This is a genomic window from Mumia sp. ZJ430 (genome assembly GCF_011751845.1).
In the GTDB taxonomy this organism is placed as follows: domain Bacteria; phylum Actinomycetota; class Actinomycetes; order Propionibacteriales; family Nocardioidaceae; genus Mumia.
This window is the reverse complement of the sequence record NZ_JAAHFK010000002.1, coordinates 191,926-204,515: the sequence shown is the minus strand read 5'-3', so window position 1 is coordinate 204,515 and position 12,590 is coordinate 191,926. Positions and strand designations below refer to the sequence as shown.

The window sequence follows — 12,590 nt, the reverse complement described above, 5'->3', positions numbered from 1 at the left end:
GGGAGCGGGGACCGTCAGGCCCCACCTCAACTCGGGCGTGGCTGAGGCCCGAGCGGCAAGACGTGTGGGTCCTAGAACGACAGAAATAACAGGCCCAGCGCGACCTTTCGCCGGTGGTGCGCTCCACGAGAGGAGGCCAGCACCATGCCTCGCGCCATACATGCTCAGGGCGTCGCATCGAGGGCCTACAGGGTGGCCGCCGTCGTGTTCTGCCTGGTCCGACAGCCGGCGCGGAAGAGGCGAGCGACAGCACTGCTCCAAGTGGACCCTCCGCGAGGAGAGGTCGTCACAGCGACCGCTAACCTGATGCGACCTTTGGGAGGGAAGACGTGTCGGAGCTGGACCTGTTTCACGTTGCGCGGTGGGAGGATGCCGAGGAGAACGCCGCCCGGTGGCTCCGCCACTGGGGGTATCACGATGCGCTTGCGTCGCCGGGCGGGGCGGACGGCGGGATTGATGTGGTCGCCACCCACGCGGCCGCGCAGGTCAAGTTTCAGGCGTCGCAAGCCGGCAGGCCGGAAATTCAGCGGCTTGTCGGCGCGGTCGGTCGCGCTTCGACCGTTGATCTGTTCTTCTTCTGCGGGTCATCGTTCACGGCTCAGGCAATCAGTTACGCCGATGCGAACCATGTCGCCCTGTTCACCTACGACATCACCGGAGCGGTGCAGCCGGTGAACGGGTGGGCGGTCGAGGCCATGGAACGCGTCAGCGTGCCAGACGCCGACGACGGGGAGGACGTGTACGTCGACGAAGATGCCGGCACCGCGGCCGCTTCCGGCCTGAGGTTCGGCTCGTGGCTGGCGGGAGTCGTCTGCCTGTGGGTCGGCTCGTCTGCCGGTCTGGCCGGTGTCTACGCGGCCGTGGCTGAACGCGAGGGCACCTTCCTGCTTCCGCTCGTGGGGTTGTTCCTCATCCCGGTCGGGATCGGCTCGCTGAGCGTTGCTGTTCAAGCATCGCGTACCCCCCGGATGTGGACGGCAGCCGGCTGGATCGGGTTGCCGTGCGCCGCAGCCGGGATCGCGAAAGGTTTCCAGCTCGAGCCGTCGTTCGCGGCAACGGCGGCCTGCGCGGTCCTGCTGGTGATCTTGGCGAGCTTCGCGTTCTCGCATGTCCGACATGCCGGAGAGTCGACGCCGTGACCATCCCCTGCTGCCGGCGCCGCGGCGCCGGCAGCAGGGGGGATCGATCCTGAAGAGCGGCCGGTAACGGGAGCAGAAAAAAAGGCCCTCCGACACTGGCGAGAGTGTCGAAGGGCCTTGGTCGTTGTTGTGTCCGAGGGGGGACTTGAACCCCCATGCCCTAATACGGGCACTAGCACCTCAAGCTAGCGCGTCTACCTATTCCGCCACCCGGACTGGGTTGGTGACCGGCGCTGTGCGTCGTTCACCGTGCGTCAGAACTCTAGCAAACCACCCGCGGCGATCCCCAAACCGGGGTCCTCACTTTCACCGTTCCCTGTCCTGGCCAGGCAGGATGGGGGAATGACCGCCGACGTGCCCTCTCAGACCGCCCCCATCGACCCTGCCGCGGAGGTCGTCGAGATCTGCCGGAACCTCATCCGGATCGACACCACCAACACGGGCGACGACCGGGGCCCGGGGGAGCGCAAGGCCGCCGAGTACGTCGCGGAGCTGCTCGCCGAGGTCGGGCTCGAGTCCACCATCGTCGAGGTGACGCCCGGCCGTACGAACGTGATCGCCCGCTGGGAGGGCACCGATCTCTCGTTGCCGCCACTGCTCGTCCACGGCCACCTCGACGTCGTGCCGGCACAGGCGGGCGACTGGTCGTACGACCCGTTCGGGGGAGAGATCGTCGACGGCTATCTGTACGGGCGTGGCGCGGTCGACATGAAGGACTTCGACGCGATGGTCCTGTCGGTCGTCCGGGCCCGTCGACGCGCCGGGCTCGCCCCGCGTCGGACGCTCGTGCTCGCGTTCACCGCCGACGAGGAGGCCGGGTCGATCCACGGCGCCCACAAGATCGTCGACCACCACCGGGATCTCGTCGCCGACTGCACGGAGGCGATCGGCGAGGTCGGCGGGTTCTCGACCGACATCGGCGGCAAGCGGCTCTATCTGCTCGAGTCGGGCGAGAAGGGGCTGGCCTGGATGCGCCTGTCGGCCCAGGGAACCGCAGGTCACGGCTCGATGGTGCGCGACAACAACGCCGTCACAGCCATCGCGCGTGCGGTCGCTGCGATCGGCGACCACGAGTGGCCGTACGAGCCCGGGCCGTCGATGCAGATCCTCCTCGACAAGGTCCGTGAGCTCACCGGCGCCGCGGGCGCGTCGACCGAGGAACTGCTCGCCGAGTTCGGGCCCACCGCACGGATGATCCGCGCAGGGATGCGCAACATCTCCAACCCGACCATGCTCGACGCCGGCTACAAGGTGAATGTGATCCCTGGCGAGGCGCACGCGCACGTCGATGGGCGCTTCCTGCCCGGCCAGCAGGACGCGTTCCTCGCCGAGGTGCGCGGGTTGGCCGGCGACGCGGTGACGGTGGAGCCGCTGACGCTGCAGCCAGCCCTGGAATATCCGTTCAGCGGCGACCTCGTCGATGCCATGACGGTCTCGCTGCACGCCGAGGATCCCGAGGCCCACATCGCCCCGTACCTGATGTCCGGCGGGACCGATGCCAAGGCCTGGGACCGCCTCGGCATCCGCTCGTACGGGTTCACGCCTCTGCGGCTCCCTGCAGATCTGGACTTCACGGCGCTGTTCCACGGTGTCGACGAGCGGGTCCCGACTGATGCGCTCGAGTTCGGCGCGCGGGTGTTCCACCGGCTGCTCGACCTGGCGTAGGGGGTCGCGATACGCCTCGCGGCTCGCGCGGGCTACAGCGTGCTGCGGACGCGGATGATGCGCCTGCGCAGGATCACCCGGCGCCGTCCGTCGGGGAACAACCGCAGCCGGTCGATCTCCCAGCCGTGATGCTCGGCCGCGTCCGTGAGCAGCCGCCGCACCGCCTGGCGCGACTCCGTACGCGGCAACCAGAACCGCTGGAACTCGTACTCGGACAACACAGCCTCCGTTATCCCGCCTCCGCCGACACGTCGTCGAGTGCTTCGGCGATCTCGGTGGGGAGCACGACCTCCTCGACCGAGAGCGCTGCCTTCAATTGTGCCGCTGTCCGGGGCCCGATGAGGGCACTCGCCACACCTGGGCGATCTCGGACCCACGCGAGCGCGACCTCGATCGGGCTCAGCTGGAGTCCCTCGGCGGCGCGGCACACCGCCTCGACGACCTGCCGCGAGTCCGGGTCGAGGTACGGCTCGACGAACCCGGACAGGTGGTCGGAGGCCGCCCGCGAGTCCGCGGGGATGCCGTAGCGGTACTTGCCGGTCAGCACGCCACGCCCCAGCGCCGACCATGCGAGCACGCCGAACCCCAGCTCCTCCGCCGCGGGAACGACGTCGCGCTCGGGTTGGCGCGCGAGCAGGGAGTACTCGACCTCCGTCGCGACCACCGGCGCACCGAGGTCGCGCATCGCCTGCCGTGTGTGCGCGTACGCCGTCTGCCAGCCGGTGTAGTTGGAGACGCCGACGTACCGGGTACGGCCGGTGGTCACCGCGTGCTCCAACGCGGCGAGCGTCTCGTCCACGGGCACCCGCGGATCCCACCCCTGCACCAGCCACAGGTCGAGGTGGTCTGTGCGGAGGCGTGCGAGCGAGTCGTCCAGCGTGGCGAGCATCGCGCCGCGCGATGTGCCGGGCCGCCCGTGCGGGACGACCGAGCCGGCCTTGGACACCATGACCACGTCGTCGCGCCGCAGATCGGCGACCAGTGCGCCGATGAGCTCCTCGCTGGCACCCGCCCCGTACGAGGCCGCGGTGTCGATCAGCGTGCCGCCGGCGCCGAGGTAGGTCTTCAGGATGTCCGCGGCCTCGTGCTCGTCGGTGTCGCGCCCCCACGAGGCCGTTCCGAGCCCGACGCGGGAGACGGACAGGCCGCTGCGTCCGACGAACCGTTCCTGCATGTCACTCCTCGGTCAAGGCCCCTGTCAGCCTTGTCGGAAGGCTAGTCGAGGTGGGTGTCCGCGCCACGCTAGGCTCGCCCTGCGCATCGCGGTCCCCATCGATCAGGAGCAGGTCATGAAGCTGGGAGTCAACGTCGGGTACGTCGCCGGCCCGGACGTCGCCGAACGGGTTGAGACGGCGGTGTATGCCGAGACGCTGGGCTACTCGTCGGCGTGGGCGGCGGAGGCGTACGGGTCCGACGTGCCGACCCTTCTGTCGTGGATCGGCGCCAAGACGACGACCCTCGAGCTCGGCACCGCGATCCTGCAGATCCCCGCTCGTACGCCCGCGATGACGGCGATGACGGCCGCCACGCTCGACCGTCTCTCCGAGGGACGCGTGCGCCTCGGGCTGGGTGTCTCCGGGCCCCAGGTGTCCGAGGGCTGGCACGGCGTGAAGTTCGACAAGCCGCTGGCGCGCACGCGTGAGTACGTCGAGATCGTGCGCACCATCCTCGCTCGCGAGGAGCCGCTGAACTACGCCGGCGAGCACTTCACGCTGCCGCTGCCCGACGGCCCGGGCAAGCCGCTCAAGATCATGCTCCACCCGTACCGCACCGACATCCCGATCTACCTCGCCGCGGTCGGCCCCAAGAACCTCGAGCTCGCCGGCGAGATTGCCGACGGCTGGCTCGCGATCTTCTTCAACCCCGAGCAGGCCGCCGTCTCGACCGACCACCTCCGCATCGGGCGTGAGAAGGTCGGCAAGACGATGGAGGGCTTCGACGTGGTCCCGACCGTGCCGGTCGTGATCGGCGACGACCTGGAGGAGTGCGCCCAGATGGTGCGCGCCTACACGGCGTTGTACGTCGGCGGCATGGGTAGCCGCAAGCAGAACTTCTACAACGCGCTCGCCCGCCGGATGGGCTTCGAGGACGCCGCCCAGAAGATCCAGGACCTCTACCTCGACAGGAAGCAGGGCGAGGCCGCTGCGGCGGTGCCGTTCGAGCTCGTCGACCAGACGGCCCTCATCGGCCCCAAGGAGCGCATCGCCGAGCGCCTCCACTCGTACGCCGATGCCGGTGTCACGACGCTGGCGATCTCTACCTTCGGCTCCACGCACGACGAGCGCGCCCACGTGCTCCGTACGGTCGCTGACGCTCTCGAGACCTCGGGCCTCGGCGAGTGAACGACCTGCTCCAAGCGCTCGTCCTCGGCCTTCTCCAGGGCCTCACCGAGTTCCTCCCGATCTCGTCATCGGGCCACCTCGCGATCTTCCCCAAGTTCTTCGGCTGGGAAGACCCGGGGGCGGCCTTCACGGCGGTCGTCCAGATCGGTACGGAGATCGCGGTCATCCTCTACTTCTGGCGCGACATCTGGAACATCGCCGGCGGCTGGCTGCGCGGCCTGTTCAAAAGCGACGCCCGCGACACGCTCGAGTGGCGGATGGGCTGGTTCGTGATCGTCGGCTCCCTGCCGATCGTCATCCTCGGCATCACGCTCAAAGACGTCATCGAGAACGACTTCCGCAACCTCTGGGTGATCGCGACGATGCTCATCGTCATGGGCGTCGTGCTCGGCATCTGCGACAAGCTGGGTCGCCAGGACCGCACGATCGAGCAGCTGACCGGCAAGCACGCGGTGCTCTTCGGATTCGCTCAGGCGATGGCGTTGATCCCGGGCGTCTCGAGGTCCGGCGCGACGATCAGCATGGGCCGCGCCCTCGGCTACGACCGTGCCGCCGCGACGCGCTACGCGTTCCTGCTCGCGATCCCGGCGGTCGTCGGAGCGGGCCTGTTCCAGCTGCCGGAGATCCCCGGCGGCGACAACGCGTACGGCGTGGGCCCGACGATCCTCGCGACGGTCGTCTCGTTCGTGGTCGGCATCTCGGTGATCCACTGGCTCCTGCAGTACGTCAGCAAGCACTCCTACACGCCGTTCGTGATCTACCGGATCGGGCTCGGTGGCCTCGTGCTGGCGCTGCTCGCGACGGGCGTGATCACGGCCGGGACGTCGGTCGGATAGTCATCGTGCGTCGGCACCCAGGCTCTGGGTGCCGACGACCTTGACCAGCTGCAGCAGATCGGCGTCGCGTGAGCCTGGCGCAGCGGAGTAGACGATCACCGTCTGGTCCGTCTCGGGGAGCTCCAACGCGTCGCAGTCGAGCGTGACCGCGCCGACGGTCGGGTGCGTGATGGTCTTGCGGTGGCTGCGCCACACCTGTGACGGAGCGTCATCCCACAGCCGGGCGAACTCGGTGCTGTGCGCGCGGAGCTCGGCCACGAGCCGGCGCAGGTTGGGATCGTCGGGATACTTCGCCGAGGCCGCGCGCAGGCTGGTCACCGACTGGGCCGCGGTCCGTTGCGCCTCCTCCTCTGGGACCGAGACACGGCCCGGTTCCCCAGAGAACCGCTGGCGCACGATGTTGCGCTGCGTCAGCGGCTGCACGGAGAAGTCGCCGAGCAGGGCCGCCGCGAGCGGGTTCCAGGCGAGCACGTCTCCCTTGGCGCTCAGCACGACAGCGGGCTGGTCCTCGAGGCGCTCGAGCAGCCGGAGGATGCTCGCACGGACCAGCATCGGTACGTGTCCGTCGCGCGGCGAAGGAGCGCCGGCCAGGTCGAACATCTCCCGGCGCTCGTCGTCGCTCATCCGCAATGCCCGTGCGAGGGAGGCGAGGACCGATGGTGACGGGTGCGCGCCGCGCCCCTGCTCGATCCGCGTCACGTAGTCGACGCTGACACCCGCCAGGATCGCGACCTCCTCGCGGCGCAGGCCCGCCACCCGGCGACGTGGCCCCGCGGGCATGCCGACATCGGCGGGGGAGACCCTGCGGCGTGCGCGGACAAGCAGGCGGCCGAGCTCATGACGATCCACGTCCTCACCATGGCACGCAGCGGGGAGCGTCACCACGGCACAGCCTGGTACGACCCGTACCAGGACGAAGTGATCCTGGTACGAGGCCGCGGCGGCGACCAGGCTCGTGGCATGACAACGACAGCGACAACCACCACCACCGCCCTGGTCACCGGGGCGAACAAGGGGATCGGGCTCGAGACCGTGCGCCGTCTCGCTGGACTCGGATGGACGGTCTGGCTCGGCTCGCGTGACGCGGAGCTCGGGAGGAAGGCCGCGGAGCCGCTCCAGAGCGAGGGCCTCGACGTCCGCCCGGTCGTGATCGACGTGACCGACGACGCCTCGGTGGCCACGGCCGTCGCGACCGTCGAGGACGCGGGAACCGGCCTCGACGTGCTCGTCAACAACGCCGGGATCGGCGGTTCGTGGGCCGGTCCGGCGGACACGGTGCCCGCAGACTTCATCCCCGTCTTCGGCGTGAACGTCCTCGGCCCCGTCCGGGTCACGCACGCCTTCCTTCCGATGCTGCGAGCCTCCGAGCACCCCCGCGTCGTGAACGTGTCGAGCGGTGTGGGCTCCTTCGCCGTCACGTCGGACCCGAGCCGGCTTGAGTCCACCCTCGTCGGGCTCGTCTACCCGTCGTCCAAGGCCGCCCTCAACCTGATCACGACCATGTACGCCAAGGCGCTCCCGGAGTTCCGTGTCAACGCCGTCGACCCCGGCTACACCGCGACCGACCTCAATGGCCACAGGGGCACTCAGACCGTCGAGGAAGGCGCGGCCGCGAGCGTACGGGCGGCCATGGTCGACCCGCAGGGCCCGACAGGGGCGTTCTTCGGCCGCGACGGCTTCGTCCCATGGTGAGGGGTCACCGCCGGTAGGCCTCCGACTGCCGGCGCATGATCTCGCGCATCCTCGTCCCACGAGGCACGCCGTAGACGGTCCCGGGGAAGTCGAGCGTCTCCTGCACCGCCCAGAGCTTGTCGTGCCGATCGGGTGAGAACAGCTCCGCCGGACGCCCGGCGGCGATCCACCCGATCGGTACGACGGTGCCGGGCGCCAGGTCGGAGTTCACGACCCCGGAAGCAGCGAGGCGCCGGTCGCGAGGAACACCTCATCCTCGACCGTTGTCCCGTTCAGGTGTGTGTGCGGGCCCACGAGGACGGCGTCGCCGATGGTCGCCGGATGATCGGCGCGACCGCGGACGAGCGCGTTCTCCATCACCACCACGTCTGCCCCGATCACGATCGGGCCCAGGTCGCCATTGAGCACGGCGCCGTGGAGGACCCGCGATCCGGGGCCGACAGTGACGTCACCGGTGACGACCGCGCTGGACGCGACGGAAGCATCAGGATCGATTCGTGCCATCCGACGACGCTACAGCCATCCGGAGCGTTTGAAGGCGCGCCACAGCAAGGCCACCATCGCGACCATCGCGAGCAGCGTGAGCGGGTAGCCGAACCGCCAGTCCAGCTCGGGCATGTCGCGGAAGTTCATCCCGTAGACCCCCGCGATGAGGGTCGGTGCCGCGATCATCGCGGCGTACGCAGCGAGCTTGCGCATGTCGTCGTTCTGCTGGACGGAGATCTGCGTCGCGCGCGCTTGCATCACGTTGTCGAGCAGTCCGTCGAGCGACTCCATCGTTCCGCGTGCATGAGCGAGGTGGTCGGCGACGTCGCGGAAGTACGGGAGCATCCCCTTCGGCACCGAGATCGTCGCCCGCCGCCTCAGGACTTCCTGCAGCGGCGCGTGGATCGGCACGACCGAACGGCGGAACTCGAGCAGCTCGCGCTTGAGGAGATAGATCTGGGTGGTGTCCGCGCCCGACACGTCGTCGGAGAACACCGCGGCCTCCACGTCCTCGACATCGGCGGACAGCGACTCCGCGATCACCTCGTACTCATCCACGACGGCGTCGATGACGTGGTACGCCGCAGCGATCGCCCCGTACTGGGCGAGCGCCTGCTCCTTCTCCGCGCGCGCACGGACGCCCTCGAGCTTGGGCCAGTCGCCGTGGCGGACGACGATGACGTACCGGTCCCCGAGGAAGAGCGAGATCTCGCTCGCCTCGACACGCTCGCTCGCCTGGACGTAGCGCAGCGCGCGCAGGACGAGGAACGCCGATTCGGGGTACACGTCGACCTTGGGGCGCTGGTGCGCTGTGACGGCGTCCTCGACCGCGAGCGGGTGCAGCCCGAAGACCTTCTGGAGCTGGCCGAACTCCTCGTACGTCGGATCCTGCATGAACAGCCACACGAAGTCAGCGGGACCTGTGCATGCCGCCATCGCGTCGGCGAGGTCGTCGATCTGGAGGCCGGCGGGGAGCGAGGTGCCGTCGTGGTAGGCGGCGCAGTCCAAGATCACGCCTTCATTGTTGCCCCTCGCACGGCTCGCGGCCGGACTACGCTCGGGGCGTGCCGACCTTGATCCTCGTCCGTCACGGGCGGACCGATGCCAACGCCCAGGGCATTCTCGCGGGCCGGACGCGCGGCATCGGCCTGGACCCGACCGGCCGCACTCAGGCCGCACGCGTCGCCGAGCGCCTCGCGGCGGTGCCCCTCTCGCTCATCGTGAGCAGCCCGCTGATGCGCACGATGCAGACGGCGCGCACGATCGCCGAGGCACAGCCCGACACGGTCCCCGTACGCCGCGACGCGGGGCTCGTGGAGTGCGACTACGGCAGGTGGACCGGGCGGGCGATCACCGACCTCGCAAAGCAGCCGTTGTGGGCGAGCGTCCAGCAGCAACCGAGCGCCGTGGTCTTTCCAGGTGGCGAGGCGATGACGACGATGGCGGCACGCGCGGTCGAGACGGCCCGGCGCATCGACCGGCGGGTGGCGCGGCGCCACGGCGGCCGGGCGGTGTGGGTCGCAGTCAGCCACGGCGACGTGATCAAGGCCATCGTTGCCGACGCCCTCGGCACCCACCTCGACCTCTTCCAACGGATCGCCGTGAGCCCCGGGTCGGTCAGCGCGATCACGTACGGGACGCAGCGACCGACCGTCCACCACGTCAACGACCTCGGCTCGGATCTCAGCGGCCTCGTACCCCCGGCGGGCGACTCGAAGGCGGCCACCGGCGACGCTCCGGTCGGTGGTGGCGCGTGAGCGGGGACAGGAGTCGCCGCGCTCCGAGGCCCTGTCTAGGCTCGGTGTCATGCTGATCCACAGGTACGAACGCCCGCGTCGATTCGTCGCCGGCACGGTCGGGGTTCCTGGCGACCGGACGTTCTTCCTGCAGGCTAGCGACGGCGGCCGCGTCACGTCGGTCGGCCTGGAGAAGCAGCAGGTCGAGGTGCTCGCCGAACGCCTGGAGGCGCTCCTGGTGGAGGTGGAGGCGGCAGCCGGCGGAGGGCTTGGGCGAGCGGTCGACCTGGACCCCCTCGAGCAGCCGATCGAGGAGGAGTTCCGCGTGGGCGCGATGACCTTGGCGTGGGAGCCCGACACCGGCGAGGTCGTCGTCGAGGCGTTCGCGATGACCGACGACGACGAGAGCGAGGCCAGTGACGTGCTCGTCGTGACGATGCCGCCAGCGGTCGCGCTCGAGTTCGCCGAGCGTGCCCGCAGCGTGGTCGCGGCCGGACGGCCCACGTGCCCGTTCTGCGGGGGAGTGGTCGAGGCCGACGGCCATCTCTGCCCGCGCGCCAACGGCTTCCGCCGGGTCGCCCGTGACTGAGTTCGCAGCGTCGCGACGCTACGCGGCAGGCCACGGTGTCTCGGAACTGCTCGGCCGAGGCACGCTCGAGGTCACGGGCCGGCTCGTCGAGGCCTCCAACGGCACCTTCTACGGGCAGGTGTCCGACGGCTCGCGCTCGCTCGCGTGCGTCTACAAGCCCGTACGGGGGGAGCGGCCGCTGTGGGACTTCCCCGACGGCACACTCGCCGGTCGTGAGCGCGCCGCCTACCTCGTCTCCGAAGCCGCCGGCTGGCATGTCGTCCCACCGACGGTGATCGCCGACGGTCCGTTCGGACCGGGCATGGTGCAGTTGTGGGTCGACATCGACCCAGCGCTCGCCCAGATCGCCGTCGTGCCCGCCGGAGACGATCCGGAGGGCTGGTTCTCCGTGGTGGACGCGGTCGACGCTCGCGACCGCGAGGTGACGCTGCTGCACCGCGACACCCCACCGCTGCGGACGATCGCGCTGTTCGACGCGGTCGTCAACAACGCGGACCGCAAGGGCGGACACCTGCTGCCGGTCGACGAGACGGTGCTGGGCTGCGACCACGGGCTGACCTTCCACGTCGAGGACAAGCTCCGTACGGTGCTGTGGGGCTGGGCGGGTGAGGCGTTGGACGACGACGATCGCCAGCGGCTCGAGTCGCTGTCCGAGAAGGTCACGTCGGGACCGCTGCGCGCCGCCCTCTCCGACCTGATCAGCGCCGATGAGATCGCTGCCCTCTCCGAGCGGCTGGACCTCCTGCTCACGACCGGCCGCATGCCCACGCCGGGCGACCGCTGGCCGACGATCCCGTGGCCGCCGGTGTAGGGACCGCCTTATACCCTCGTGGCATGCGCGCCTGGACGTCCCCCGAAGTCCCCGACCTCTCCGAGCTCGGCCTCGGCCCCGGATCGGCTGTCCAGGTCCACGACACCGCGAGCGGCTCCCCGGTGCTCGTCGACCCGCAGGGCCGTGCCCGCATGTACGTGTGCGGCATCACCCCGTACGACGCCACTCATCTCGGCCACGCCGCGACCTACCTGACGTTCGACCTCCTGCAGCGCGCCTGGCGCGACCGCGGTCTCGAGGTCGTCTACACCCAGAACATCACCGACGTCGACGACCCGCTGCTGGAGCGCGCGACGGCGACCGGCATCGAGTGGACCGACCTCGCCGAGCGCGAGATCGAGCTCTTCCGCGAGGACATGTCCGCGCTGCGGATCCTCGCCCCGGACCACTACATCGGAGCCGTCGAGTCGATCGACCTGGCGATCGCGCTGATCGAGCGCCTGCGCGACCGCGGTGTGACATACGAGGTCGAGGGCGACGTCTACTTCTCCGTGCACGCCGATGCCAGCTTCGGCGAGGTCTCCGGCTATGACAGCGAGACCATGTTGCGGCTGTTCAGCGAGCGTGGGGGAGACCCGGACCGGCCCGGCAAGCGCGATCCGCTCGACTGCCTCCTGTGGCAGGCGGAGCGTCCGGGCGAGCCCTCATGGGAGAGCCCGTTCGGGCGCGGACGTCCCGGATGGCACGTGGAGTGCTCGTCGATCGCGCTCGAGACGCTGGGGCACGATTTCGACGTCCAGGGCGGCGGGACCGACCTGATCTTCCCGCACCACGAGATGTCGGCTTCTGAGGCGCAGGTCGCCACCGAGCAGCGGTTCGCGCGGGCGTACGTCCACCAGGCGATGGTGGCGTACGCCGGCGAGAAGATGTCCAAGTCGCTCGGCAACCTCGTGCTCGTGTCGCGCCTGCGCGCCGACGGCCATGACCCGATGGCGATCCGGCTCGCGGTGCTCGGGCACCACTACCGCACGGGCTGGGAGTGGGCGGACAGCGAGATCGTGGACGCCGCCAAGCGTCTCGGTCGGTGGCGCGAGGCCTTCGCTACGGGCGGGTCCGAGGCTGCTCCGGTCGTCAGCGCGATCCGTGACGCCCTGGCCCACGATCTCGATGCGCCGCGGGCGATCGCGGCCGTCGACGCGTGGGTCGATGCTGCGCTCGCGGTGGCTGGCGACGGCGTCCCGGGGGCAGGCCGTACGGTCGGCGCGGCCGTCGATGCGCTGCTCGGCGTCGTCTGACCTACACCTCCGCAACGCGTCCGCTCCTCGGCATAGAG

The 12,590-nt window shown here is 69.9% G+C and carries 15 protein-coding genes and 1 tRNA gene; 9 read left to right on the top strand and 7 right to left on the bottom strand.

Annotated features, from left to right (window positions below; genetic code table 11):
* The first annotated feature begins 329 nt into the window (after nucleotides 1–329).
* The gene (locus HCT63_RS07500) at nucleotides 330–1,139 is read left to right on the top strand and encodes a restriction endonuclease (RefSeq protein ID WP_167002828.1); all 810 of its coding nucleotides are present in this window, start codon (nucleotides 330–332) and stop codon (nucleotides 1,137–1,139) included.
* A 130-nt stretch (nucleotides 1,140–1,269) separates the two neighbouring features.
* Here the strand turns inward: HCT63_RS07500 and HCT63_RS07495 are convergent.
* A tRNA-Leu gene (locus HCT63_RS07495) sits at nucleotides 1,270–1,355 on the bottom strand.
* Between the two features lie 126 nt (nucleotides 1,356–1,481).
* On the opposite strand from HCT63_RS07495, the gene HCT63_RS07490 reads away from it, so the two are divergent.
* Nucleotides 1,482–2,804: a M20/M25/M40 family metallo-hydrolase gene (locus tag HCT63_RS07490; protein WP_167002827.1), complete on the top strand. Its 1,323-nt coding sequence runs from the start codon at nucleotides 1,482–1,484 to the stop codon at nucleotides 2,802–2,804.
* A gap of 32 nt (nucleotides 2,805–2,836) precedes the next feature.
* On the opposite strand, the gene HCT63_RS07485 is transcribed toward HCT63_RS07490, so the two are convergent.
* Both HCT63_RS07485 and HCT63_RS07480 read right to left on the bottom strand, forming a co-directional pair.
* A complete protein-coding gene (locus HCT63_RS07485) occupies nucleotides 2,837–3,022 on the bottom strand; it encodes a DUF5703 family protein (protein ID WP_167002825.1) in 186 nt (61 codons plus the stop codon).
* A gap of 11 nt (nucleotides 3,023–3,033) precedes the next feature.
* Nucleotides 3,034–3,978 (bottom strand): aldo/keto reductase, encoded by a 945-nt coding sequence (locus HCT63_RS07480; protein WP_167002823.1) that lies wholly within the window; start codon nucleotides 3,976–3,978, stop codon nucleotides 3,034–3,036.
* A gap of 115 nt (nucleotides 3,979–4,093) precedes the next feature.
* Here HCT63_RS07480 and HCT63_RS07475 point away from each other — a divergent pair, with 115 nt between their 5' ends.
* A complete protein-coding gene (locus HCT63_RS07475; protein ID WP_167002821.1) occupies nucleotides 4,094–5,146 on the top strand; it encodes an LLM class F420-dependent oxidoreductase in 1,053 nt (350 codons plus the stop codon).
* Nucleotides 5,143–5,982 carry an undecaprenyl-diphosphate phosphatase gene (locus tag HCT63_RS07470; protein ID WP_167002819.1) on the top strand — a complete coding sequence of 280 codons (840 nt, stop codon included), beginning with the start codon at nucleotides 5,143–5,145 and terminating at the stop codon, nucleotides 5,980–5,982. The genes HCT63_RS07475 and HCT63_RS07470 overlap by 4 nt, the downstream gene beginning before the upstream one ends.
* Here HCT63_RS07470 and HCT63_RS07465 read toward each other — a convergent pair whose 3' ends face one another.
* Complete coding sequence (locus HCT63_RS07465; RefSeq protein WP_167002817.1) at nucleotides 5,983–6,831, bottom strand: helix-turn-helix transcriptional regulator; 849 nt, start codon at nucleotides 6,829–6,831, stop codon at nucleotides 5,983–5,985.
* Between HCT63_RS07465 and HCT63_RS07460 the strand changes: the two genes are divergently transcribed.
* Nucleotides 6,820–7,674 carry an SDR family oxidoreductase gene (locus tag HCT63_RS07460; protein ID WP_243842936.1) on the top strand — a complete coding sequence of 285 codons (855 nt, stop codon included), beginning with the start codon at nucleotides 6,820–6,822 and terminating at the stop codon, nucleotides 7,672–7,674. The genes HCT63_RS07465 and HCT63_RS07460 overlap by 12 nt on opposite strands.
* 4 nt (nucleotides 7,675–7,678) lie before the next feature.
* On the opposite strand, the gene HCT63_RS20415 is transcribed toward HCT63_RS07460, so the two are convergent.
* The 3 genes from HCT63_RS20415 to corA are packed head-to-tail and all read right to left on the bottom strand — an operon-like array spanning nucleotide 7,679 to nucleotide 9,174.
* Nucleotides 7,679–7,885, bottom strand: a complete 207-nt coding sequence (locus tag HCT63_RS20415; RefSeq protein WP_243842935.1) for a hypothetical protein — start codon at nucleotides 7,883–7,885, stop codon at nucleotides 7,679–7,681.
* Nucleotides 7,882–8,178, bottom strand: coding sequence for a hypothetical protein (locus HCT63_RS20410; protein WP_243842934.1), 297 nt, complete (start codon nucleotides 8,176–8,178; stop codon nucleotides 7,882–7,884). Before HCT63_RS20410 ends, HCT63_RS20415 begins: the two co-directional genes overlap by 4 nt.
* Before the next feature lie 9 nt (nucleotides 8,179–8,187).
* On the bottom strand, nucleotides 8,188–9,174 hold the full coding sequence (gene corA / locus HCT63_RS07450; RefSeq protein WP_167002815.1) for a magnesium/cobalt transporter CorA: 987 nt from the start codon (nucleotides 9,172–9,174) through the stop codon (nucleotides 8,188–8,190).
* Between the two features lie 50 nt (nucleotides 9,175–9,224).
* Between corA and HCT63_RS07445 the strand changes: the two genes are divergently transcribed.
* The 4 genes from HCT63_RS07445 to mshC are packed head-to-tail and all read left to right on the top strand — an operon-like array spanning nucleotide 9,225 to nucleotide 12,552.
* Nucleotides 9,225–9,917 (top strand): MSMEG_4193 family putative phosphomutase, encoded by a 693-nt coding sequence (locus HCT63_RS07445; protein WP_182397085.1) that lies wholly within the window; start codon nucleotides 9,225–9,227, stop codon nucleotides 9,915–9,917.
* Between the two features lie 49 nt (nucleotides 9,918–9,966).
* Nucleotides 9,967–10,485 (top strand): DUF3090 family protein, encoded by a 519-nt coding sequence (locus tag HCT63_RS07440; RefSeq protein WP_167002811.1) that lies wholly within the window; start codon nucleotides 9,967–9,969, stop codon nucleotides 10,483–10,485.
* On the top strand, nucleotides 10,478–11,296 hold the full coding sequence (locus HCT63_RS07435; protein ID WP_167002809.1) for an SCO1664 family protein: 819 nt from the start codon (nucleotides 10,478–10,480) through the stop codon (nucleotides 11,294–11,296). The genes HCT63_RS07440 and HCT63_RS07435 overlap by 8 nt, the downstream gene beginning before the upstream one ends.
* Before the next feature lie 23 nt (nucleotides 11,297–11,319).
* Nucleotides 11,320–12,552: a cysteine--1-D-myo-inosityl 2-amino-2-deoxy-alpha-D-glucopyranoside ligase gene (gene mshC, locus HCT63_RS07430; RefSeq protein ID WP_167002807.1), complete on the top strand. Its 1,233-nt coding sequence runs from the start codon at nucleotides 11,320–11,322 to the stop codon at nucleotides 12,550–12,552.
* Nucleotides 12,553–12,590: the final 38 nt, after the last annotated feature.